This window comes from Microbacterium sp. CFBP 13617 (genome assembly GCF_014839445.1).
In the GTDB taxonomy this organism is placed as follows: domain Bacteria; phylum Actinomycetota; class Actinomycetes; order Actinomycetales; family Microbacteriaceae; genus Microbacterium.
The window spans coordinates 322,478-343,777 of the sequence record NZ_JACYNW010000001.1 but is presented as its reverse complement, the minus strand read 5'-3'; the positions used below and the strand labels follow the sequence as shown (position 1 = coordinate 343,777).

The following is a 21,300-nucleotide window of genomic DNA, read 5'->3' as shown; positions in this document are numbered from 1 at the left end:
CCCGCGGACGAACGGTCGGATGCCGCGGACGAACGGTCGGGCGCGCGACGCCGCCGCTCGCGAGCATCGATACATGACCACCACCGCCCCGGTTCCCGTCTCCGCGCCGTCCACCATGAGGTACGGCGGACTCATCGTCGTGATGCTGCTGAGCTTCCTGCTGGTCACGGCAGAGTTCCTTCCGAACGGCGTGCTGACCGAGATGGCCGCCTCGCTCGGCATCACGCCCGGGCAGGCGGGCCAGACCGTCACCGTCACGGCCCTGGCCGGGCTGCTCTTCGCCCCCACCGTGGGCCTGCTGCTGCCCCGCCTCGATCGCCGCACCCTGCTCACCGCCGCCGCGGCCGCGGCCACGGTGTCGAGCCTCGTCGTGGCCGCCGCCCCCAGCCTCATCGCCATCCTCGCCGCGCGCTTCCTGCTCGGCGCCGCGATCAGCGCGTTCTGGGCCATGTCGATCACGGTCGCGGCGCGCCTGTCGAGCCCCGACCGCATCGGCCGGGCCGTGATGTTCGGCTCGGCGGGACTGTCGCTCGCGACCGTGGCGGGTGTTCCGATCGGCGTCGCCCTGAGCGAGGTGCTCGACTGGCGGGTCGCCTTCCTGCTCATCGGTGTCATCACGGCCGTCGTCGGTGTCGCGGTGCGCGTCGTGCTCCCGCCCGTCCCGGCGGCCTCGGCGTCGAGTCTGCGCATCCTCGTCGACACGCTGCGGCGCCCGGGCGTGGGCGGCGGGATGATCGGTCACGTGCTCGTCGTGCTGGGTCACTTCCTCGCCTACACCTACGTGCGCCTCGCTCTGGAGCGCGTCCCGGGGGTCGACGGGGGCACCATCGTGCTGCTGCTCGCGTTGTTCGGAGTGGGCGGGTTCGTCGGCAACCTCGTCATCGGCATCGTCGTCGACCGCGCCTTCGTGCGGCTCTCGGTCATCGGACCGCTCGTCATCGCGGTCGCCGTCGCGGTCGTCGTCCTGCTTCCGGCGGCGATCATCGCGGTCGCGGCGGCCGTGCTCGTGTGGGGCTTCTTCTTCTCGTCGTGGCTGATCATCGTGAACACGTGGGTGGGGCACCGCATGCCCGACCGTCTCGAAGCGGGCGGCAGCCTCGTGGTCACGGGTTTCCAGCTCGCCATCACGATCGCGGCGGGCGTGGGCGGAGTGCTCGTCGATTCGGTCGGGGTGGTGACGGTGGATGCCATCGGCATCGCGCTGCTCGTGATCGGCGCCGTGCTGTTCGGGGTCTCGGTGCGCGAGCGCCGCGCCGTCGCGGGCTGAGGGTGGAGCCGGCCGGGCCGACCCGCCGCGGCGGCGCCGGCGAGGGCGTCAGATCGCGACGGTCGCCCGGCGTCCGCCCCGCCACGCCGACGGGGCGACACCCGTGTGCCGGCGGAACGCGCGGCTGAACCCCTCGTCCGACGCGTAGCCGAGCACCCGTGAGGTCTCGGACACCGGCGTTCCGGCCTCGAGCAGGTCTTTCGCCCTCTCCATGCGCACCGCGCTCACGTACGCGGCGGGAGAGAGTCCGATGTGCCGGCGGAACCGCTCGGCGAACACCGACCGCGACATCGCGCCGAGCGATGCCAGTTCGCCGATGCTCCAGTCGTGACCGGGATCGTGAGCGATCGCGGCGACGACCCGCGCGAGGAACGGGTCGTCGGCGCGGGGCGGCCAGGCCGCGTCGCGGTCGGTCGAGGCCCACGCCCGCAGCGCTGAGAGCAGCACGGTGGTCACCATGAGCTTGCAGATGGTCTCGTCGCCCTGGCGCTCGGCGGTCTCCGCGTTCGGGGTCGTGCCCAGGTGCGCCGCCAGCGCCGCCGCCGCGGGTTCCGCGTGCGCGAAGCCGCTGACGAAGACGAACGGCGGCAGGCTGCGCGCGTCGCCCGACGGGGCGACCTCGAGGGGGACGACCGTCACCTCGGCGCCGGACTGCGAGGCCAGGGCGAGCCCGTGGCATCCGAGGCTCACGAACGCGTCTCCGGCCAGCAGTGTCCGCCCGCCGACGGTCGTGGCGACCGACCCGCTCGCGGCGTCGACCGTGCAGGCCGTCCGCGCCGAGGCCGATCCGCTGATCTCACCGACGCGCACGTAGACGAGGGCCGCGCCGCCGCGCGGCAGGGCGAGGCGCTCTCGGGGGGCGAGCGTCAGCTGGTGCGCGCGACCGGGGCGCACGTCGAGCGTCGACAGGGCACGATCCAGCGCAGGCTCCGGCGTCATACCTGCGAAAACCTCCGCGGCCCGCCCGCTATTCCGGGCGACCCGCACGCCCGGGGCCCCGCCGTCCGCGAAACGGATGGCCTCCGTCGCCGATCTCGGTGACAATGGAGGGCATGCGATCCCCCCGCCCGCTGCTGTTCGTCGCGCTCGCCGTCGCCGGCGTCGCCCTCTCATCGTGCACGGGCCACGTGGCATCCGAGCCCTCCACCGCCGTCGCCGAGTCTCCGTCGCCGCATGGGAGTCCCTCTGCCACGGCCACGCCGGTGCCCGATTCCGGGCCGGTCGAGGCCTTCCGCGCGTGGTGGACCGCGGTGCGCTCCTCCGACACCGTCGCGGCCTGCGGGGCGCTCACCGCGGGCCTGCAGGAACGGATGCTGACGGAGTACACGGCGTCGACGGGACTCGAGGTCGAGGACTGCGCCGAGCTCGTGCGCCAGAGTTCGCTGTTGTACGCCGCGGCGGGGATGTCACCCGACGTCGACGTGGCCGTCGTGACGGAGCAGGGCGATGACGCCGTGCTCGACGTCACCTACGCGAGCGGCGACTGCGGGACGGTGCATCTCTCGCACACCACCGGGGTGTGGATGCTCACCGAACTCAGCCAGGAGTGCGCCGAGCGCTGACCGTCGCCGACCTCGGGGTCGACGGTTGGTCAGCCGAAGAACTCCGCGGCCGTCGCCACGCCGACCGAGATCGAGAGCAGGCCGGCGGCGACGCCCGCGATGAAGCCGGCGGCCGCGAGCTCCCGTGCCATCCGCGCGTTCAGGCTCAGCACGCCGCACACCGCCGACACCGCGGCGAGCACCCACATGCCGATCTGGATCCACATCAGCCCCTCGAGCTCGGCGATCGCGCTGACCGTGACGAGGAACAGGTACCAGGCGATCACGACGACGCCCGTGACCAGGGCGATGACCGACACGACCCGCAGATCGCCCTTGGGTCGCGGCGGCGCGGGCGGTTCGGGACGGGGTGGGATGCCGTGGGCAGGCTCGAGCGAGTCGGGAAGGTCGTCGTCTGCCATGAAGCGATCCTCGCACCTCGAACGCGATCACGCGCGGCGGTTGCGCGGGCAACCGGCCCCGTTCGGAGAGCCGCCGCCCTGTCGCGCCTAGGCTGCTGCCGGTGAGAACCATCGGCATCGACCTCGCCGCGAGCACCCCCGGCACCGCCCTGGCCGAGATCGTCTGGTCGGGCGGCGGCGCGCGACTGACGCGGCTCGAGCTGGGGGTCGACGACACCGACATCGTGGCGTCGGTCTCGGCCGGCGATGCGTGGCTCGGCATCGACTGCCCGCTCGGGTGGCCCGACGCGTTCGTCGACTTCGTCCAGGCCCACCATGCCGAGACGGCGCCCGCGCTCGGACCGGTCGACGGGGGAGCGGACTGGCGGCGCCCCCTCGTCTACCGGCACACCGACCACGTCGTCCGCGAGCGCATCGGTCGCTGGCCGCTGAGCGTGTCGACCGACCGGCTGGGCGTCACGGCGCTGCGGTGCGCCGGGGTGCTGCGGCGCCTGGCCGAGGCCGGCTTCGCGGTCGATCGTGCGGGGGAGGGACGCCTGTTCGAGGTGTACCCCGGCGGCTCGCTGCGCGTGTGGGGCTTCGACACGACGGGCTACCGAGTGGATGCCGCCCGCCGCAGCGCCCTGCTCGACACGGTGCGCGCGCGGGTGCCGTGGTTCGACGTCGGGCCGTTCGCCGCGCTCGCGATCGCCAAGGCCGACGCCTTCGACGCGGTCATCGCCGCCCTCGCGACCCGCGCGGGGGCGCTCGGCCTGTTCGAGCCCCCGGCGCCCGAGATGCTCGCCGTGGCGCGGCGGGAGGGGTGGGTCGTGTTGCCGAGTGGGGGGCTGGAGGGTCTTGTGCGGGACTCCCCTCCACGCTAACGTACAACCAAATGGTTGAACAACAACACCTCGACACCGCCGACATCGACCGCGTCTTCCACGCGCTCGCCGACGCGACGCGTCGCGACATCGTGCGGCGCACACTCGTCATCGAGCAGTCGGTGTCGGACCTCGCCGCGGGATACGCCATGTCGTTCGCCGCCGTGTCGAAGCACATCGCGGTGCTGGCCGAGGCCCGGCTCATCACCAAGCGTGCGGAGGGGAGGGTGCGACTCGTGCGTGCCGACCCCGCCGCCCTCGCCCGGGCGCAAGAACTGCTGCGCTCGTACGAGAACCTCTGGCGCGGCCGCATCGACCGGCTCGATGCGCTGCTCCTCGAGGAACCGGATGCCATGGCATCCACCCCTCCGCCCGAACCGACCGAGAACTGACCCGACGAAGGAGTCCGTCATGCCCGTCACATCCGTCGAGAGCGACACCGAAGCGCTCACCATGAGCCTGGTCGCCGACTTCCCCGTCGGTCCCGAGCGACTGTGGGCCGTGTTCACCGACCCGCGCCAGCTCGAGCGGTTCTGGGGTCCTCCCGGCTGGCCGGCGACCTTCGATGCGTTCGACTTCTCGGTGGGCGGGCACGCGAAGTACCACATGACCTCGCCCCAGGGTCAGCACGCCGGTGGGGCGTGGGAGTTCACGCGCATCGACGAACCGAGGGGATTCGAGGTCATCGACTCCTTCGCCGACGACAACGGCGACCCGATCGAGGGGATGCCGTCGATGCGCATGGTCTTCTCGTTCGAGGCCACGCCCGAGGGCTCACGGCTGACGAACGTGAGCCACTTCGCCTCGGCCGAGGCCCTCGAGCAGGTCGTGGCGATGGGTGCCGTCGAGGGCTCGACCCTCGCGATGAACCAGCTCGACGCCGTGCTGCTCGGACTCCGCGAGTTCGCCCAGGGCACGGGCACGCAGCTCGAGGTGCTCAGCGACCAGCACGTGCGCATCACGCGCCTCATCGACGGCCCGCGCGAGCTGGTGTGGCGCGCGCACGTCGACCCCGATCTCATGCGGCAGTGGATGCTCGGCCCTGACGGCTGGCGTATGACCGTCAGCGAGGTCGACGTCTCGGTGGGCGGTCGGTACCGCCTCGCGTGGGAACCCGAGGCCGGTACCGAGGGCGAGGGCTTCGGCTTCGACGGCGAGACCCTGCTCATCGACGAGCCGCGCCGCATCGTGCAGACCGAGCACATGACCGGCACCGAGTACCCCTCGACCACGAACGATCTGTCGTTCTACGAGGAAGACGGAGCCACCCTCGTGACGCTGCTCATCGAGTACCCGGATGCCGCGACCCGCGACGCCGTCCTCTCCACCGGCATGGTTGACGGCATGGAGCAGAGCTTCGAGAGGATGGAGCGCGTGGTCCTGGCGTAGCCGGTGCACAACTCCTGCAGATCGGCTGTCGCTCGGCGGAAGAGGCCGTGGCGCGTCGGATGTGCAGGAGTCGTGCTGATCGGGCGGGGGGACCCGCCCGGCTGACGACGTTCCGCGAACGGATGCCGCGGCCTCGGGGCTGCGGCATCCCGCCCGCAGACGGGCTCTCGCGGACCCGCGCGCCGAAGCTCGCAGAAGTACGCGAACCTCGCATATTCCGCGGGGAAGTCTGCGAGCAAGGCGCCGTTCTGCGAGCTCCGGCCTCGCCTCAGCTCTTGATGTACCCGTTCGGGTTCAGCACGTACTTGCGCGGGGCGCCCTTGTCGAAGTCGGCGTAGCCCTGGGGCGCGTCGTCGAGGCTGATGGGCGTGGCGTTGACGGCCTTCGCGATCTGCACCTTGTCGTGCAGGATCGCCATCATCAGCTGCCGGTTGTACTTCATCACCGGGCACTGGCCGGTCGTGAACGTCAGCGACTTGGCCCAGCCGAGGCCGAGTCGCAGCGAGAGCGAACCGACCTTCGCTGCGTCGTCGACCCCGCCCGGGTCGCCCGTCACGTACAAGCCCGGGATGCCGAGGGCGCCACCGGCTGCGGTGACCTCGAACAGTGAGTTGAGCACCGCCGCCGGGGCCTCGTGCGATGAGTCGGAGCCGTGCCCGCGCGCCTCGAAGCCGACCGCGTCGACCGCGGCATCCACTTCGGGGGTGCCGAGGATGTGGTCGATCTGGTCGCGCGGGTCACCCTTCGACACGTCGACGCTCTCGAATCCCAGCGACCGCACCTGCGCGAGGCGTTCGGCGTTGAGGTCGCCGACGAGCACCGCCGCCGCGCCCAGCAGCTGCGCGCCGACGGCCGCGGCGATGCCGACCGGACCCGCGCCCGCGACGTACACGGTCGATCCCGGGCGGACGCCGGCGGTGTAGGCGCCGTGGAAGCCGGTGGGGAAGATGTCGGACAGCATCGTCAGGTCGAGGATCTTCTCGAGCGCTTGCTCGCGGTCGGGGAAGACCAGCAGGTTCCAGTCGGCGTAGGGGACGAGCACGTACTCGGCCTGCCCGCCGACCCACCCGCCCATGTCGACGTATCCGTAGGCGCTGCCGGGGCGGTCGGGGTTCACGTTCAGACAGATCCCGGTCTTGCCCTCTTTGCAGTTGCGGCAGCGGCCGCACGCGATGTTGAAGGGCACCGAGACGATGTCGCCGACCTTGACGAACTCGACATCGGGACCGACCTCGATCACCTCCCCGGTGATCTCGTGGCCCAGCACGAGACCCGCGGGGGCGGTGGTGCGACCACGGACCATGTGCTGGTCGGAGCCGCAGATGTTGGTGGAGACGGTGCGCAGGATCGCGCCGTGGGGGACCTTCCGGCCGACGTTCGCCGGGTTCACGCCCGGGCCGTCCTTGAGCTCGAACTCGGGGTAGGGGGTGTCGATGACCTCCACCACTCCGGGTTCTTTGTACGCCACTGCCTTGTTACCGGACATCGTCGTCCTCTCCGGCCGGTCGACCCGACCTGGTCGCGTCGTGTGGGCGGACCCGCAGCGACACCCGACGCGACGTGCGACCGGATTCGGCCGTGAGCGATGCGGGGGTGCCCTCAGCCAAGACGCCGATGACCGGAACGTCAAGGGATGGCGCGAGACGCCACTCGATGCGTCATCCGCGCGACCCGTCTACTCCGAGGGTGAGGCCCGGCGGACGGCGTCGCGAACGGCCCTCTCGACCTCGGCCGTCACCTCGACCACCGCGAACGACACCGGCCACATCGGACCGTCGTCGAGGTGCGCGGTGTCGTCGAAGCTGACCGTGCCGTAGCGCGTCTTGAACTTCGACGCCGGTTGATAGAAGACGACGACCTTGCCGTCCTTCGCGTAGGCCGGGAAGCCGTAGAAGGTCTTCGGATTCAGGTGCGGCGCCTCCTCCAGCACGATGACGTGGAGGCGTTCGGCCATCGCCCGGTCGACGCCCTCGAGGTTGTCGATCGCCTCGAGGCAGGCCTCGTTCTCCTTCTCGAGCTTCGCCGCGCCCTTGAGCCCCTTCGTGGCCTTGAGCTCCTCGGCGCGCTGTTTCATCGCCGTACGTTCTTCGTCGCTGAATCCTGCTCCGCCTGCTGCCATGGCATCCACCTCTCGTCTGTCTGCGGGCAGGATAGCGCCGTTGTCGGCGCGGATACAGGGCCGTGCGCGACGGCGCGCGAGGCGCCGCGCGAGGCGCGCTCACTCACGGATCTGCGCAAAGTCAGTGGCGATGGGGTGGATGCCGCTGAGGTTGTGGGGATCGCTGAGGTTGTGTCGGGGTGGGCCGGCGGCGGCCGGGGGTGGTGGCGCGAGGCGCACTCGTTCAGGCACCTGCGCAAAGTCAGTGGCGATGGGATGGACGCCACTGAGGTTGGGCGGATCGCTGAGGTTGCGCCGCGCTGCGCCGGGCTGGGCGGGCCGGCCCCGGCGTGGAGCCGCGGGGGTGCGCGTCCACAACGCGACTCAGGCCAGCCGCAGCCCTTCCTCGAACGCGACCCACGCGAGCATCGCGCACTTCACGCGCGCGGTGTACTTCGACACCCCCGACAGCGCGGCGGCGTCGGCGAACGTCTCCTCGTCGAGGGGGATCTTGCCGCGCGAGCGCATCGCCTCGCGGAACTGCGCGATGAGAGCATCGGCGTCGGCGCGCGGCATCCCGTCGTCGCCGCCGTCTTCCTGCAGCAGCGCGACGAGCATCGACGCCGACGACTGCGAGATCGAGCAGCCCGCGCCCTCCCAGGTGACGGATGCCACGCGCTCACCGTCGTCGGACAGCTCGACGCGGAGCGTGATCTCATCGCCGCAGATGGGATTGCGCTGGTGCACCGTGGCGCTGTGCGCGCCCGGTTCGGCGAGTCCGAAGCCGCGACGGTTCTTCGCGTGGTCGAGGATCAGTTCCTGGTACAGCGACTCGAGCCCGCTCATGCGCGTGCTCCCGCCGTGGTCGCGCCGACGCCGAAGAAGCCGCGAACGCCCGAGACGGCATCGAGGAACGTGTCGATCTCAGCGGCGGTGGTGTGGATCGCCGCGCTCGCGCGCACCGACGCCGTCAGGCCGAATCGGCGGTGCAGCGGCTGCGCGCAGTGGTGACCGACGCGCACGGCCACACCGCGGGAATCGAGGAACTGGCCCACGTCGTGCGCGTGCACCCCGTCGACCGCGAAGGCCTGCAGGGCGATGCGCTCGGCGGCATCCGTGTCTCCGAGCAGGCGGATGCCGTCGATCGAGCGGAGTCCCTCGCGCATGCGTGCTTCGAGCGTCGCCTCGTGGGCGTGAGCGGCGGCGAGATCGTGCTCGCCGAGCCAGCGCACCGCGGCGGCCAGCGCCACCGCCTGCGACACCGGCTGCGTGCCCGCCTCGAAGCGCTGCGGCGGCGGGAGGTATTCGGCCTTGTCGAGTGTGACGGTGGTGATCATCGACCCGCCGGTGGTGAAGGGCGGCAGTGCTTCGAGCACCTCGTCGCGACCCCAGAGCGCACCGATGCCGTAGGGGCCGTAGACCTTGTGCCCCGAGAAGACGGCGAGATCGACTCCGGATGCCGGCAGGTCGAGGGCGAGGTGCGGAGCCGACTGGCACGCGTCGAGCACCGTCAGCGCGCCGACGCCGCGGGCGAGGGTGACGAGCTTCGCGACGGGGTTCACGATGCCTAGCACGTTCGAGACGTGGGGGAACGCGACGACCTTGGTGCGCTCGCCGATGAGGTCGGCCGCGGCATGCATGTCGAGCATGCCGTCGTCGAGGACGGGGATGTGGCGCAGTCGCGCGCCCGTGCGCGCGGCGAGCTCTTGCCACGGGATGAGGTTGGCGTGGTGTTCCGCCTCGGTCACGACGATCTCGTCGCCCTCGCCCAAACGCCCCGCGTAGCCGAGGGAACCGGCGATCAGATTCAGGCCGCCCGTGGCCCCCGAGGTCCACACCAGCTGTTCGGGCTCGGCGCCCACGAATTCGGCGACGGTGATCCGTGCGTCCTCGAACAGCTCGGTCGCGTCGGCCGCGAGCGTGTGCGCACCGCGGTGCACGGCGGAGTTCGCGCGCTCGAGGAAGGCGCGCTCGGCATCCAGCACGGCACGCGGCTTCTGGCTGGTCGCCCCCGAATCGAGGTACACGAGGGGCCGGCCGTCGATCTCGGTCTCGAGGATCGGGAAGTCGGTGCGCACGGCGGCGACGTCGAAGGGGAGTGTCACCCCTCCAGGCTACGCGGGGATGCGTCCGCCCCGGCCTGCCGGAGCTCCCGCAGTCCGGCCTTCCCCCTCGACCACCGATCGGGGCCCGGGCCGAACTCCTGAGAAACAGGACCTCGGGGGGAGTGTGACCGCCGATCGGGCGCTCCGCGCGCGGGATCTCCGGAGTTTCGCACGCTCCGGAGGCGTGAGGTTCGCGCGGCGTCTCGCATGGGAACCGTCAGCGCGACGGATCGCGGCGGGATCGGCGCGTAGACCGGATGCCATGACCCTCACGGCCCTGCTCCCCACCCTCCGATCCAGCATCCCGGCGCCCTTCGACTCCGCGGCGTGGCCCGCGGGTTCCGTGCCCACCCTCGACGACGTCACGGTACGGGCGATGTCGGTCGGCCGTTACGCCGACATCTGCGGCACGCCCTGCGTGTGCACGGGACCCGCCGTCATCCCGGCGTCGGGTGGGGTGGCATCCGCGACGCTGTCGACGACGGTGATCGTGGCGACGGTGGTGCAGGCCGCACCCGACGCGCTGCGCCTCGACGCGTGCGCCGCGGGACTCGACGTGGTGTGGCGCGAAGCGCGTCTGCTCGGCCGCGTGTCGCACGCGTACGACGAGCCCTTCGCGGTGATCGACGCGCACGGCAGCGAGGCGTGCGCCCGGGTCGTGCTCCCCGGTGACGTGCGGGTGGGCGACCGCATCGCCGTTCCCTGCCCCGGATGCCACACCCTCGGGGAAGTGCGTTGATGCTGCTGCACTCGATCGTCTACGCCTGCCGCTGCGCACGGGTGCAGGCGGAGTTCGAGGCCTGCGCCGACGACGAGGACACGCCGACGCGGTGACGGTTCAGTCTCGCGCGAGCAGTCGCGCCGGCACCGTCGAGGCCGCGGCGCGAGCAAGGTCGAGGGGGACGCCCGCCGCCGTCGTCACCTCGATCGCGCGCTCCATCGTCAGGGTGGAGCCGGCGAGGGTGTCGGTGCCCGCGAGGACGGGGCGCCCGTCTTCCACCTCGACCTCGAGACCGCCGAGGCGGTACGGGCCGTCGCCCAGTCCCGTCGCCGACATCGCGTCGGTCACGAGCGCGATGCGACTCGGGGCGGCGGCGAACATCGTGCGGATGACGACGGGGTGCACGTGGATGCCGTCGGCGATCACCTCCAGAACGACATGGTCCCGCTCCAGCGCGGCGCCGACCGGGCCGGGAGCGCGGTGGCCCAGACCCGGCATCGCGTTGAAGGCGTGCGTGAGCAACCGCGCGCCCCGGTCGAACGCCGCGGCGGCGGTGTCATGGTCGGCCTGCGTGTGTCCCACCGCGACGGTGACCCCCGCCGACACGAGGCGGTCGATGGCCTGCATCGCCCCCGGGAGCTCGGGCGCGATGGTGACCTGACGCAGGATGCCATCGGCGGCCGACAGTAGACGATCGACCGCCTCCGCTGTCGGGGCGACGAGGGCGCGCGGATCGTGCGCTCCCCGGCGCGAGTCGGCGAGGAACGGACCCTCCAGGTGCACGCCCGCGACTCCCGGGAGTGCGGGGAGCATCTCGCGGATCTCGCGCAGACGCTCCTCGAGGCGATCGATCGGTGCGCTCACCAGGCTGAGCAGCAGCGTCGACGTGCCGTGCGCGCGATGGAACGCGACCGCGGCCGCGAGGCCGTCGAGGTCTGCGTCGTCGAACGAGTGCCCGAGCGCGCCGTGGCAGTGCAGGTCGACGGCCTCGAACGCGGCGGGATGTGTCGGGGTGTTCATGGGTGTTCCTCCTCGTACGACTATCCCTGCGTGCGCCCGGGTCAGGCCGACACGACGCCCTTGCGCAGCAGCGCGTTGGCGTAGATCCGCGTCTCGCCCGTGCGCACGATGAGGTAGGCGCCGCGGGCGAGGTCGTAATAGTCGAAGCGCTCCACGAAGCGCGTCCCCTTGGCGCCCACCGCGGCCGCCTCGATGAGCTCCCGCTGCACGTCGAGGACGGCGCCATCGGCCGAGCGCATGAGATCGAGAGCCGGCGCGTCGTCGGCGGGGGTCACGCTGCGGATCGCCGCGAGCACCGCGGGCGATGCGGTGCCCGGCAGATCGATGACCCGCGCGCCGACGGCGAAGGCGGGGAAGTGGGCGTCGGCGACGACGACCGCGTCGGAGTGGCCCATCCGGTCGAGATGCAGCAGCATCTCGCCGGTCAGCAGGGGATGGATGCCGGACAGCATGGGTGGCCTTTCTGTTCGTCGAGCGATCAGGGGATCGGTCGTGCGCGGGCGAGGTCGTCCCAGAACTGCTCGGGGACGACCTGGCGCCACGACTCGGCGTTCTGCTGCAGCTGGGTGGGGCGGCTTCCGCCGATCACCACCGTCGTCACGAGCGGTTCGCGGGCGACGAAGGCCAGCGCCGCGACCGGGAGCGACACCTCGTGCGCGCGGCAGACGTCGAGGATCCGCTCGAGCCGCTCCCACACGGCATCCGGCACCCCGCCGTACTCGTACCGGGCGTCGCGCGACGGAGTGTCGCTCGCGAGCAGGCCGGAGTTGAAGACCGAGGCCGCCACGATCGTCGTGCCCCGCTCGCGGCACGCGGGGAGCACCTCGGCCGACGCGGGCTGCTCCAGCAGGGTGTAGCGGCCGGCGACCATGATCTCGTCGAGCGCGGCGCCCCGCACCGCGGCGGCGAGGGCGTCGGCATCCATCGAGCCCACGCCGATGCGGTCGACCCGGCCCTCGGCGCGCAATCCCTCAAGAGCGGGCAGGGCCTCGGTCAGCGCCTGGCCCAGATCGTGCTTCTCGGGGTCGTGCAGGTAGAGGGCGTCGACGCGGTCGAGCCCCAGCCGCTCCAGCGAGTCGTCGAGGCTGGCGACGATCCCGGTGGCCGAGAAGTCCCACACCCGCTGCACGTCGGTGGGGACGTGGAAGGAGTTATCGAGATCGAGCCCGCCGTCGCCGGCGGGGTTCGGCCGGAGCAGGCGCCCCACCTTCGTCGACACGGTGAACTGCTCGCGCGGCTTGTCTCGGAGGAATGCCCCGAGGCGCCGTTCGGACAGGCCGAGACCGTAGTGGGGTGCCGTGTCGAAGGATCGGATGCCGGCATCCCACGCCGCGGCGAGGACGGCCTGCGCCTCGGCGTCGCTGAGGGCGCGGTGCAGGTTGCCGACGTTCGCCGCGCCGTAGGCGAGGGTGGCGCCGTCGCGGAGGGGCAGGTCAGACAGCGACATGACTCCCCGTCCACGTGTAGGCCTCGCGGCTGGCCGACAGCATCTCCATGCCCGCGCCGGGAGCCGTCGGCGCGAGGTACGCGCCGTCGCGGATGACGACCGGAACGGTGAAGTGCTCGTGCAGGTGGTCCACGTACTCGATCATGCGCCCCTCGCGCTCGCCCGAGACGGCGACGTAGTCGAACATCGACAGGTGCTGCACGGCTTCGCACAGGCCCACGCCGCCCGCGTGCGGGCAGACGGGGACACCGAACTTGGCGGCCAGCAGCAGGTTCGCGATGTTCTCGTTGACCCCGCCGACGCGCACCGCGTCGATCTGCATGACCCCGATCGCGCCGGCCTGCAGGAGCTGTTTGAAGATCACGCGGTTCTGGGCGTGCTCGCCGGTGGCCACGCGGATGGGGGCGACCCCCCGGGCGATCTCGGCGTGGCCGAGGACGTCGTCGGGGCTCGTGGGCTCCTCGATCCACGCGGGGTCGAAGGGAGCGAGGGCGTTCACCCACTCGATCGCCTCGGAGACCTCCCATCGCTGGTTGGCGTCGATGGCGATCGGGAAGTGCGGCCCGCACGTCTCGCGGGCGAGGCGCAGGCGCCGGACGTCGTCGTCGAGGTCGGCCCCCACCTTGAGCTTGATCTGGCCGAAGCCGTCGGCGATCGCTTCGCGGCACAGGCGCTGGAGCTTCTCGTCGGAGTACCCCAACCAGCCCGGCGAGGTCGTGTACGCGGGGTAGCCGTCGGCCAGCAACCGCGCCTCGCGCTGCTGTCGCCCGGGCTCGGCACGACGGAGGATGCCGAGGGCCTCCTCGCGGGTGAGCGCATTGGTCAGGTAGCGGAAGTCGACGAGCGAGACGATCTGCTCGGGCGTCATGCGGGCGAGCAGCCGCCACAGCGGCAGGCCGGCCCTCTTCGCCTTGATGTCCCACAGGGCGTTCACGACGGCGCCGATCGCCATGTGCATGACGCCCTTCTCGGGGCCCAGCCACCGCAGCTGCGAGTCGCCGACGAGTTCGCGCCACACGGCACCCATGTCGTCGAGCAGCGGTTCGAGCTCGCGGCCCACGAGGAACGGCGCGAGCGCGTCGATGGCCGCGACCTGGACGTCGTTGCCCCGACCGATCGTGAAGACGAACGCGTGTCCCTCGTCGTCGTCCGACACCACGCGCACGTACGCCGCCGAATAATCGGGGTCGGGGTTCATGGCATCCGAGCCGTCGAGGCTCAGTGACGTGGGGAAGCGGACGTCGGTCGTCTCGAGCGCGACGATACGGCTCATGGGGCTCCTTCGGGCAGGTGGTGCGGCCGGAGCGGCAGCAAACATCCGATGTCTATACTGGCACACGCCGGTGATGTGTCGCCGGCCGAGACGAGGAGGACGCATGAGATTCGCACGCATCGGCGAGCGGGGGCACGAGGTGCCCGTGGTCGTGGTCGACGGTCGGTACCGGGACCTGCGTTCCCTGACGCTCGACATCGACGCCGCCTTCTGGGAGTCCGACCCCGTCGACCTCGTGTCGCGCGCGCTGGCCGAGGGGACTCTTCCCGAGCTCGCCGTCGCCGCCGACGCACGGATCGGCGCCCCCATCGCGCGACCGGGGGCGGTCGTCTGCGTCGGGATGAACTACGCCGCGCACGCCGCGGAGTCCGGCTCGCTGCCGCCCGAGCAGCCGGTCATCTTCCTCAAGCTCCCCAACACCGTCACCGGACCGAACGACGAGGTCGTGCTCCCCCGGGACGGCGTCAAGACCGACTGGGAGGTCGAACTCGGCATCGTGATCGGTGAGGAGACGTCCTACCTCGACTCGCCCGACGAGGCCGCCGCCCACATCGCGGGATTCGTGCTCGTCAACGACCTCTCCGAGCGCGCGTTCCAGTTGGAGGTGTCGGGCGGGCAGTGGTCGAAGGGCAAGTGCGCCCCCGGATTCACCCCGACGGGACCGTGGGTCGTCACCCCCGACGAGCTCGATGCGGGAAGCCTCCGGCTCCGCAGCTTCGTCAACGGCGCACCGCGGCAGGACTCGAACACGGCCGACATGATCTTCTCGGTGGCGCACATCGTGTGGCACCTCTCGCAGTTCATGACGCTGGAGCCGGGTGACCTCGTGCTCACGGGCACCCCCGAGGGCGTCGCCCTGTCGGGACGCTTCCCCTACCTGCAGCCCGGCGACGAGGTCGAGATCTCGATCGACGGCCTCGGCGTCCAGCGTCAGCGCTTCTCGGCGTGGAGCCGGTCGTGAGCGCCGTGGCCCGCGGGCAGCTCGACGGTCTGCGCGCCATCGTCACCGGAGGCGCCTCGGGGATCGGCGCCGCCATCGCCGAACTGCTCGCCGCCTCGGGGGCATCGGTGGCGATCATCGACCGTGACCTGCCCGCCGAGGGTGGAGACGCCGCGGCGGACATCGCCGCCTACCGAGCCGACGTGTCGGACCGCGCCAGCGTCGAGGCCGCCGTCGCCGCGATCGAAGCGCGGTGGGGAGGCATCGACATCGTCGTCAACAACGCCGCCATCGGCGCCCAGGGCGACGTCGCCGCCAACGACGACGAGGAATGGGCGCGGGTGCTGTCGATCAACGTCACGGGCGTCGCCCGGGTCACGGCCGCGGCCCTTCCGGCGCTCCGCCGTTCCCCGGCCGCGGCCGTGTGCAATGTCGCCTCGATCGCGGCGGGAGCCGGTCTTCCGCAGCGCGCGCTCTACAGCGCGTCGAAGGGCGCCGTCGCCGCCCTCACGCGGGCGATGGCGGCCGACCACATCCGCGAGGGGATCCGGGTGAACGCGGTGTCGCCCGGCACCGCCGACACCCCGTGGGTGCGCCGTCTGCTCGAGTCCGCCGCAGACCCGGTGCGCGAGCGCGCGGCCCTCGAGGCGCGGCAGCCGCACGGTCGCCTGGTCTCGGCCGACGAGGTCGCCGGCGCGGTGCTCTACCTGGTCAGTCCGCTGTCCGCCTCGACCACGGGCGTCGTCCTCGACGTCGACGGCGGTGTCTCGGGGCTCCGACTGCGTCCGGTCGACCCGAAGTAGAACCCCTCGCCGTTCGCCGCGAGGACGGCATCCCTCCCCGCGGGTCCGAGGCGGTCGAGCGCCCAGGCGTCGACCGCCTCGAGCCACCGGCGCGGCTGCTGTCGTTCGGACACGGGCCAATCGCCGCCGTAGAGCAGGCGTTCCGGGCCGAAGGCCTCGAGGGCCACGTCGAGGAACGGTTCGATCTGCGCGGAATTCCACGCACCGCGCGCCTCCGCCGGGAGTCCCGAGAGCTTGACGTGCACCGACGGTCTGCGCGCCAGGTCGACGAGGTCGCGGTGCCAGTCGGATCCCCGCGGGTCGACCGGTCGCGACGCGCTGCCCACGGCGGGCTTGCCGAGGTGATCGAGCACGATGGCCAGCCCCGGCACGGAGTCGGCGAGGGCGGCGACGTCGGCAAGCTGCGTGGGCCGGACGCAGGCGTCGAAGCGCAGGCCGCGCTCCGCGAGCAGGCGGGCGCCCGCGACGACGTCGGGACGCCGCGCGAAGCCCGGGGCCTCGTCCTGCAGCGAGCGCCGGACGCCCACGACGAGGGGGGTGGCGGCGAGGCGGTCGAGGTCGTCGGCCACCCGCTCGCCGTGCTCGAGCGTGGCGTACGCGACGATGCCCCGGATCCCGCACTCCTCGGCGAGGGCCGTGACCCACGCGACCTCGTCGAATGCCTGACGCGGATCGCATTCGGCCTGCACGAAGACGGATGCCGTGGGTGCGGGCGTGCCCGCCCAGGCCGCCCGGTACTCCTCGGGCCCGAACCGGCGATCGAGATCCCCGTCGAGCCAGTGGTACGAGAGGTGGGCGGGATCCCACAGGTGCAGGTGCGTGTCGAGGAGGGGCACGCAGCGATCGTACGCTCGCGTCGAGCCGGTCATCGGATGTCTGCGGCCTATCATGGCGACATGTCTTTGACCGACGACGCGATCGACCAGATCAAGGCCATGATCGTCAGCGGTGAGCTCCGACCGGGCGACCGCCTGCCGCCCGAGAAGGACCTGGCCGAGCGGCTCGGGCTGTCCCGCAACTCGCTCCGCGAGGCGGTGAAGGCGCTCGAGGTCATCCGGGTGGTCGATGTGCGGCGTGGCGACGGCACGTACGTCACGAGTCTCGAACCGGCGCTGCTGCTGGAGGCGATCTCGTTCGGACTGGACCTGCACAACGATCGCTCGGTGCTCGAGCTGTTCGCGGTGCGCCGCATCCTCGAGTCACACGCCGCCGGGCTGGCGGCCCAACGGGTGGATGCCGACCAGATCGCGGCCCTCGAGGCCGAGGTCGACGCGGTGGGAACCGCCACCTCGCTCGACGACCTCGTCGACCACGACGTGCGCCTGCACCGCCTCATCGCGGCGTGCTCGGGGAACCGGTACCTGGCAGGGCTCATCGAGTCGCTGTCGGCGCACACCGTCCGCGCGCGGGTCTGGCGCGGTCTGACGCAGGACGGGGCCGCGGAGCGGACGCTCGTGGAGCACCGGGCCCTCGTCGAGGCCCTCGCGGCCCATGACGTCGAGCGGGCGTCCGTGCTCGCGAGCGCCCACGTGTCGGGCGTGGAGGAGTGGCTGCGGCGTGCGGCGGTGGGGGACACCCCGCCCGAGGCCTGAGCCCCCGCGAGCGCTGTCGCCGTCACACCTGCCAATCGGGACGGTGGGCGAAGACGTCGTCGTAGTACGACCGCAGCCGCAGCCCGGCCGCCGCCGCCTCGTCGGCCACGACGGTCACGCGCGGGTGCAGCTGCAGCACCGACGCGGGGCACATCGCGGTGACGGGGCCCTCGACGGTCGCGGCGACCGCCGCGGCCTTGCCCGAGCCGAGCGCGATGAGCACGATCTCGCGGGCCTCGAGGATCGTGCCGAGACCCTGGGTGACGCAGTGGCGGGGCACGTCGTCGGGGGAGTCGAAGAAACGCGCGTTGTCCCACCGGGTCTGCGCCGTGAGGGTCTTGACGCGGGTGCGGGATGCCAGGGACGACGTCGGTTCGTTGAAGCCGATGTGACCCGTGGTGCCGATGCCGAGGATCTGCACGTCGACTCCGCCCGCCTGGGCGATGAGCGCCTCGTATCGCTCGCCCGCGGTGGACAGGGCGTCGGGCGAGCCGTCGGGGACCTCGACGCGCTCGGGGTCGAGCCCGAGGCGCTCGGTCACCTCGCGGGCGATGACCGAGCGATAGCTCTGCGGGTGCCCCGACGGCAGCCCCACGTACTCGTCGAGAGCGAAGGCGCGGGCGGCGCGGATCGCGGCGAGATCGCGACGCTGCAGGGCCTCGTAGACCGGAAGGGGTGACGATCCCGTCGCGACTCCGATCACGCGGAGCGCGCCCTCTTCGGCTCGTCGCTGAAAGATGTCGGCCGCGTACTCGCCCGCGGCTTCCGGGGTGGGGGTGATGACGACCTGCATGGGGTTCCTCCGGTGGGGATCGTCGTGAACAGGGGGCCGATACGTCGCATGGCAATCTATGGCATCGATGCCAACAATATGTCAGACTGAGGTCGCTCCGACAGGATTGGCCACAGTGACCGACACTCTTCCTCGCCCCCGCGCCGATGACGCCGCCCCCCTCGCGCCGACGCCCACGCTGACGTGGACCGGCAACCGCCTGATGCGCGACGGCGCCCCGACGCGACTGCTGTCGGGCTCGGTGCACTACTTCCGCATCCACCCCGACCAATGGCGCGATCGCCTGCAGCGGGTGAAGGATCTGGGCCTCAACACCGTCGACACCTACGTGCCGTGGAACTTCCACCAGCCCCTCCCCGATCAGGCCCCCGACTTCACCGGGTGGCGTGATCTCGAGCGCTTCCTGCGCATCGCCGGCGACCTGGGTCTGGATGCCACGGTGCGGCCGGGACCGTACATCTGCGCCGAGTGGTCCAACGGGGGCCTCCCCGTGTGGCTCACCGCCCGCGGCATCCCCCTGCGTTCCTCCGACGAACGCTTCCTCGGGCCGGTGCGCGAGTGGTTCGCTCACCTGCTGCCCCGGATCGCAGCCCTGCAGGCCAACGTCGGCGGACCCGTGGTGGCGGTGCAGGTCGAGAACGAGTTCGGCAGTTTCGGTGACGATCGCTCCTACCCGGCCACGATCGCGCGGGAGCTGCGCGACCGGGGCATCTCCGAGCTGCTGTTCACCGCCGACGGACCGACCGAGCTCATGCTCGACGCCGGGGCCGTCGACGGGGTCCTTCAGGGACTGACCCTCGGCTCGCGCGTCGGCGCCGCCCGCGACCTCGCGCGCAGCCGTCGTCCCGACGAGCCCCTCCTCGTCGCCGAGTACTGGAACGGCTGGTTCGACCACTGGGGGCACCCCCACCATGTGCGCGGTTCGGACAATGCGGCCGAGACCTTGGCCGCCATCGTCGAGGACGGGGGCAGCGTCGCGCTCTACATGGCCCACGGGGGCACCAACTTCGGACTGTGGGCCGGTGCCAACCGCGTCGACGGCGAACTGCGCGGCACGGTGACCAGCTACGACTCCGACGCCCCGATCGCCGAGGACGGGACGCTGACCGAGAAGTTCCACGCGATGCGCGAGGTGCTGGGGGCGACCGCCCCCATCGTCTCCCGCCCGCCGCGCATGGTCGCACCCCAGCAGGCCGACGTCACCGACGGAGCGGGCCTCGGGGAAGCTCTCGCGAGCCTCGCCGGAACGCCGCGGTCCGTGGCATCCACCGTCGCCTTCGAAGACCTCGGTCAGGACTCCGGGATGCTGATGCTCTCGGCCGAGGTCGTGCTCCCCACCGGTGAGGTCGAGCTCGTCTTCCCCCGTGTCGCCGACCGGGCGATGGTCCGCGTCGACGGTCGCCACGTCGGAACGGTCACCGAGTCGGGAGTCGTCACCGTCACGGGGGCGGGTGCCCCGGCGCGCGTCGACGTCGTGGTCGACAACATGGGTCGCGTGAACTACGGCTGGTCCCTGGGCGAGCGGAAAGGCCTGCTGGACCCGATGCTCGTGCAGCGGCGCATCGTGCAGCGGTGGGAGGCCTCGTCGATCGATGTCGCCGCCGCCGGCGAGGCCCAGCTCGCGCGTCTCGCCGCGCCGGGCACGGCCGACGTGGCCGGGGGAGCGACGGCGACGTTCTCCCTCCCGGAGCCCGCCGACGCCCACCTCGCGCTGCCGGGGTTCGCGCGCGGATTCGTCTGGATCAACGGCTTCCTGCTGGGCCGGTATTGGGAGATCGGACCCCAGCAGACCCTCTACGTGCCCGCGCCCCTGCTGCGCACCGGCGCGAACGTCGTGACCGTCCTCGAGTTGGAGCGCCGCGGTACTCGCATCGAGCTCCGCGATCGCCCCGAGCTCGGCCCCGAAGAGGAGTACATCGAGCACTTCTGAGCGCCCCGACGCCGTCGGGTCACGCGGCTCCGCTCAGCGGCGCGCGGTGCTGGAGCGGACGACGAGCTCGGGGGCGACGGTCACGCGCGTGCGTTCGATGCTGGGGTCGTCGATGGCGGCGAGCACGTGCTCGACGGCGATCCGCCCCATCTGCTCGAACGGCTGTCGGATCGTCGTCAACGGCGGGTGAGCGTACTGGGCGAGGGGGATGTCGTCCATCGACACCACCGAGACGTCTTCGGGGACGCGGCGCCCCTGTTCCGCGAGAGCGCGGAGCAGGCCGAAGGCCATCTCGTCCGACGAGGTGAAGACCGCCGTGGCGTCGGGCATCCGCGCGACGATGAGGCCGTTGCGGTACCCGGACTCGGCGGTCCAGTCGCCGTGCAGCACGGGGGGAACGGACCGACCGGCTTCGCGCAGGGCGGCCTCCCACCCCGTCGTGCGTCCCGAGGCGTCCCGCCACGATGAGGGGCCGGCGAGATGCCAGACGGTCTCGTGCCCGAGCTCGAGCAGGTGCTCGGTGGCCAAGCGCCCCGACTGCTCCTGGTCGAGGGCGACCACATCGTCTTCGGAAGAGCTCGAGCCGTCGATGACCGCCGTGGGCAGGCCGTTGGTGACGCGTCCGAGGGCGAGTTCGTCCCAGATCGGGACGGCGACGATGAGACCGTCGACGCCCTGGTCGCGCAGGTGCTCGACGCCGTCGGTGATGGCGGCGGGCGAGACGGAGGTCGTTCCCGCGGCGCTGACGAAGTAGCCGCGTTCGCGCGCGGCCCGGTTGACGCCCAGCATGATCGCGGCGGGGGCGTACTGGTCGGACTCGTGGGTGAGCACGCCCAGGGTCATGCTGCGTCCCGTGACGAGGGCGCGGGCGAGTCCCGTGCGCCGGTAGCCCGTCCGTTCGACGGCGTCCTCGACCTGCAGTCGCGTGACGTCCGAGACGTTCGGGTGTCCGCGGAGCACGCGCGACACGGTCTGCGGAGAGACCCCTGCCACCGAGGCCACGTCGGCCATCGTGGGCGCGCGCATGCGCCTGCCGACGCCCTGCTCCGTGGCCATGTCCCCGGTGATCCCCTCTCTGGCGCGCCCTGCGGCGACC

The 21,300-nt window shown here is 71.9% G+C and carries 23 protein-coding genes; 10 read left to right on the top strand and 13 right to left on the bottom strand.

Translation table 11 applies throughout. The features are described from left to right. Window positions 1-73: 73 nt before the first annotated feature. Window positions 74-1,267 carry an MFS transporter gene (locus IFU40_RS01405; RefSeq protein WP_191925137.1) on the top strand — a complete coding sequence of 398 codons (1,194 nt, stop codon included), beginning with the start codon at window positions 74-76 and terminating at the stop codon, window positions 1,265-1,267. A 48-nt stretch (window positions 1,268-1,315) separates the two neighbouring features. On the opposite strand, the gene IFU40_RS01400 is transcribed toward IFU40_RS01405, so the two are convergent. Continuing rightward, complete coding sequence (locus tag IFU40_RS01400; RefSeq protein WP_191925136.1) at window positions 1,316-2,206, bottom strand: helix-turn-helix domain-containing protein; 891 nt, start codon at window positions 2,204-2,206, stop codon at window positions 1,316-1,318. A gap of 113 nt (window positions 2,207-2,319) precedes the next feature. Here IFU40_RS01400 and IFU40_RS01395 point away from each other — a divergent pair, with 113 nt between their 5' ends. Then, on the top strand, window positions 2,320-2,829 hold the full coding sequence (locus IFU40_RS01395) for a hypothetical protein (protein ID WP_191925135.1): 510 nt from the start codon (window positions 2,320-2,322) through the stop codon (window positions 2,827-2,829). A gap of 29 nt (window positions 2,830-2,858) precedes the next feature. Here IFU40_RS01395 and IFU40_RS01390 read toward each other — a convergent pair whose 3' ends face one another. Beyond that, complete coding sequence (locus tag IFU40_RS01390; protein WP_191925134.1) at window positions 2,859-3,230, bottom strand: hypothetical protein; 372 nt, start codon at window positions 3,228-3,230, stop codon at window positions 2,859-2,861. A 101-nt stretch (window positions 3,231-3,331) separates the two neighbouring features. Between IFU40_RS01390 and IFU40_RS01385 the strand changes: the two genes are divergently transcribed. Genes IFU40_RS01385 through IFU40_RS01375 form a run of 3 tightly spaced genes read left to right on the top strand, consistent with a single transcriptional unit; the run spans window position 3,332 to window position 5,482 of the window. After that, the gene (locus tag IFU40_RS01385) at window positions 3,332-4,093 is read left to right on the top strand and encodes a DUF429 domain-containing protein (RefSeq protein ID WP_191925133.1); all 762 of its coding nucleotides are present in this window, start codon (window positions 3,332-3,334) and stop codon (window positions 4,091-4,093) included. A gap of 11 nt (window positions 4,094-4,104) precedes the next feature. Next, window positions 4,105-4,485: an ArsR/SmtB family transcription factor gene (locus IFU40_RS01380; protein WP_191925132.1), complete on the top strand. Its 381-nt coding sequence runs from the start codon at window positions 4,105-4,107 to the stop codon at window positions 4,483-4,485. Window positions 4,486-4,504: 19 nt separating this feature from the next. Next, complete coding sequence (locus IFU40_RS01375) at window positions 4,505-5,482, top strand: SRPBCC family protein (RefSeq protein WP_191925131.1); 978 nt, start codon at window positions 4,505-4,507, stop codon at window positions 5,480-5,482. Window positions 5,483-5,750: 268 nt separating this feature from the next. On the opposite strand, the gene fdhA is transcribed toward IFU40_RS01375, so the two are convergent. The 4 genes from fdhA to IFU40_RS01355 all read right to left on the bottom strand — a co-directional run bounded on the left by fdhA (window position 5,751) and on the right by IFU40_RS01355 (window position 9,685). Further along, the gene (gene fdhA / locus IFU40_RS01370) at window positions 5,751-6,968 is read right to left on the bottom strand and encodes a formaldehyde dehydrogenase, glutathione-independent (protein ID WP_191925130.1); all 1,218 of its coding nucleotides are present in this window, start codon (window positions 6,966-6,968) and stop codon (window positions 5,751-5,753) included. 189 nt (window positions 6,969-7,157) lie between these two features. Then, a complete protein-coding gene (locus tag IFU40_RS01365) occupies window positions 7,158-7,556 on the bottom strand; it encodes a hypothetical protein (RefSeq protein ID WP_442922812.1) in 399 nt (132 codons plus the stop codon). Between the two features lie 408 nt (window positions 7,557-7,964). Continuing rightward, window positions 7,965-8,426, bottom strand: coding sequence for a Fe-S cluster assembly sulfur transfer protein SufU (sufU, locus tag IFU40_RS01360; protein WP_191925129.1), 462 nt, complete (start codon window positions 8,424-8,426; stop codon window positions 7,965-7,967). Next, window positions 8,423-9,685, bottom strand: coding sequence for a SufS family cysteine desulfurase (locus IFU40_RS01355; RefSeq protein WP_191925128.1), 1,263 nt, complete (start codon window positions 9,683-9,685; stop codon window positions 8,423-8,425). Before IFU40_RS01355 ends, sufU begins: the two co-directional genes overlap by 4 nt. A 262-nt stretch (window positions 9,686-9,947) precedes the next feature. Here IFU40_RS01355 and IFU40_RS01350 point away from each other — a divergent pair, with 262 nt between their 5' ends. Then, a complete protein-coding gene (locus IFU40_RS01350; protein ID WP_191925127.1) occupies window positions 9,948-10,424 on the top strand; it encodes a hypothetical protein in 477 nt (158 codons plus the stop codon). 99 nt (window positions 10,425-10,523) lie between these two features. Here the strand turns inward: IFU40_RS01350 and IFU40_RS01345 are convergent, their stop codons facing one another. The 4 genes from IFU40_RS01345 to IFU40_RS01330 are packed head-to-tail and all read right to left on the bottom strand — an operon-like array spanning window position 10,524 to window position 14,146. Then, complete coding sequence (locus IFU40_RS01345; RefSeq protein ID WP_191925126.1) at window positions 10,524-11,426, bottom strand: N-acetylglucosamine-6-phosphate deacetylase; 903 nt, start codon at window positions 11,424-11,426, stop codon at window positions 10,524-10,526. 41 nt (window positions 11,427-11,467) lie between these two features. Beyond that, window positions 11,468-11,878, bottom strand: a complete 411-nt coding sequence (locus tag IFU40_RS01340) for an RbsD/FucU family protein (protein WP_191925125.1) — start codon at window positions 11,876-11,878, stop codon at window positions 11,468-11,470. 26 nt (window positions 11,879-11,904) lie between these two features. Next, entirely contained in the window at window positions 11,905-12,873 is a 969-nt protein-coding gene (locus IFU40_RS01335) for an aldo/keto reductase (protein ID WP_191925124.1), read from the bottom strand. Further along, window positions 12,860-14,146: an L-fuconate dehydratase gene (locus IFU40_RS01330; protein WP_191925123.1), complete on the bottom strand. Its 1,287-nt coding sequence runs from the start codon at window positions 14,144-14,146 to the stop codon at window positions 12,860-12,862. Before IFU40_RS01330 ends, IFU40_RS01335 begins: the two co-directional genes overlap by 14 nt. Window positions 14,147-14,249: 103 nt before the next feature. On the opposite strand from IFU40_RS01330, the gene IFU40_RS01325 reads away from it, so the two are divergent. Beyond that, a complete protein-coding gene (locus tag IFU40_RS01325) occupies window positions 14,250-15,107 on the top strand; it encodes a fumarylacetoacetate hydrolase family protein (RefSeq protein WP_191925122.1) in 858 nt (285 codons plus the stop codon). Then, window positions 15,104-15,889, top strand: coding sequence for an SDR family NAD(P)-dependent oxidoreductase (locus IFU40_RS01320; RefSeq protein WP_342343455.1), 786 nt, complete (start codon window positions 15,104-15,106; stop codon window positions 15,887-15,889). Before IFU40_RS01325 ends, IFU40_RS01320 begins: the two co-directional genes overlap by 4 nt. On the opposite strand, the gene IFU40_RS01315 is transcribed toward IFU40_RS01320, so the two are convergent. Further along, window positions 15,790-16,725 carry an amidohydrolase family protein gene (locus tag IFU40_RS01315; protein WP_191925121.1) on the bottom strand — a complete coding sequence of 312 codons (936 nt, stop codon included), beginning with the start codon at window positions 16,723-16,725 and terminating at the stop codon, window positions 15,790-15,792. The two genes, IFU40_RS01320 and IFU40_RS01315, sit on opposite strands and share 100 nt — an antisense overlap. Window positions 16,726-16,785: 60 nt before the next feature. Here IFU40_RS01315 and IFU40_RS01310 point away from each other — a divergent pair, with 60 nt between their 5' ends. Next, entirely contained in the window at window positions 16,786-17,481 is a 696-nt protein-coding gene (locus tag IFU40_RS01310; RefSeq protein ID WP_191925120.1) for a FadR/GntR family transcriptional regulator, read from the top strand. Between the two features lie 22 nt (window positions 17,482-17,503). Here the strand turns inward: IFU40_RS01310 and IFU40_RS01305 are convergent, their stop codons facing one another. Next, window positions 17,504-18,274 (bottom strand): glucosamine-6-phosphate deaminase, encoded by a 771-nt coding sequence (locus tag IFU40_RS01305; protein ID WP_191925119.1) that lies wholly within the window; start codon window positions 18,272-18,274, stop codon window positions 17,504-17,506. A 115-nt stretch (window positions 18,275-18,389) separates the two neighbouring features. On the opposite strand from IFU40_RS01305, the gene IFU40_RS01300 reads away from it, so the two are divergent. After that, window positions 18,390-20,204, top strand: a complete 1,815-nt coding sequence (locus IFU40_RS01300) for a glycoside hydrolase family 35 protein (protein WP_342343454.1) — start codon at window positions 18,390-18,392, stop codon at window positions 20,202-20,204. 33 nt (window positions 20,205-20,237) lie between these two features. On the opposite strand, the gene IFU40_RS01295 is transcribed toward IFU40_RS01300, so the two are convergent. Next, a complete protein-coding gene (locus IFU40_RS01295; protein ID WP_198424665.1) occupies window positions 20,238-21,260 on the bottom strand; it encodes a LacI family DNA-binding transcriptional regulator in 1,023 nt (340 codons plus the stop codon). Between the last annotated feature and the right edge of the window lie 40 nt (window positions 21,261-21,300).

Coding starts and splice junctions, on each gene's coding strand:
- IFU40_RS01405 (WP_191925137.1), top strand. CDS start 74: ATGACCACCACCGCCCCGGTTCCCGTCTCCGCGCCGTCCACCATGAGG.
- IFU40_RS01400 (WP_191925136.1), bottom strand. CDS start 2,206: ATGACGCCGGAGCCTGCGCTGGATCGTGCCCTGTCGACGCTCGACGTG.
- IFU40_RS01395 (WP_191925135.1), top strand. CDS start 2,320: ATGCGATCCCCCCGCCCGCTGCTGTTCGTCGCGCTCGCCGTCGCCGGC.
- IFU40_RS01390 (WP_191925134.1), bottom strand. CDS start 3,230: ATGGCAGACGACGACCTTCCCGACTCGCTCGAGCCTGCCCACGGCATC.
- IFU40_RS01380 (WP_191925132.1), top strand. CDS start 4,105: ATGGTTGAACAACAACACCTCGACACCGCCGACATCGACCGCGTCTTC.
- IFU40_RS01375 (WP_191925131.1), top strand. CDS start 4,505: ATGCCCGTCACATCCGTCGAGAGCGACACCGAAGCGCTCACCATGAGC.
- fdhA (WP_191925130.1), bottom strand. CDS start 6,968: ATGTCCGGTAACAAGGCAGTGGCGTACAAAGAACCCGGAGTGGTGGAG.
- IFU40_RS01365 (WP_442922812.1), bottom strand. CDS start 7,556: ATGAAACAGCGCGCCGAGGAGCTCAAGGCCACGAAGGGGCTCAAGGGC.
- sufU (WP_191925129.1), bottom strand. CDS start 8,426: ATGAGCGGGCTCGAGTCGCTGTACCAGGAACTGATCCTCGACCACGCG.
- IFU40_RS01350 (WP_191925127.1), top strand. CDS start 9,948: ATGACCCTCACGGCCCTGCTCCCCACCCTCCGATCCAGCATCCCGGCG.
- IFU40_RS01345 (WP_191925126.1), bottom strand. CDS start 11,426: ATGAACACCCCGACACATCCCGCCGCGTTCGAGGCCGTCGACCTGCAC.
- IFU40_RS01340 (WP_191925125.1), bottom strand. CDS start 11,878: ATGCTGTCCGGCATCCATCCCCTGCTGACCGGCGAGATGCTGCTGCAT.
- IFU40_RS01335 (WP_191925124.1), bottom strand. CDS start 12,873: ATGTCGCTGTCTGACCTGCCCCTCCGCGACGGCGCCACCCTCGCCTAC.
- IFU40_RS01330 (WP_191925123.1), bottom strand. CDS start 14,146: ATGAGCCGTATCGTCGCGCTCGAGACGACCGACGTCCGCTTCCCCACG.
- IFU40_RS01325 (WP_191925122.1), top strand. CDS start 14,250: ATGAGATTCGCACGCATCGGCGAGCGGGGGCACGAGGTGCCCGTGGTC.
- IFU40_RS01310 (WP_191925120.1), top strand. CDS start 16,786: ATGTCTTTGACCGACGACGCGATCGACCAGATCAAGGCCATGATCGTC.
- IFU40_RS01305 (WP_191925119.1), bottom strand. CDS start 18,274: ATGCAGGTCGTCATCACCCCCACCCCGGAAGCCGCGGGCGAGTACGCG.
- IFU40_RS01295 (WP_198424665.1), bottom strand. CDS start 21,260: ATGGCCACGGAGCAGGGCGTCGGCAGGCGCATGCGCGCGCCCACGATG.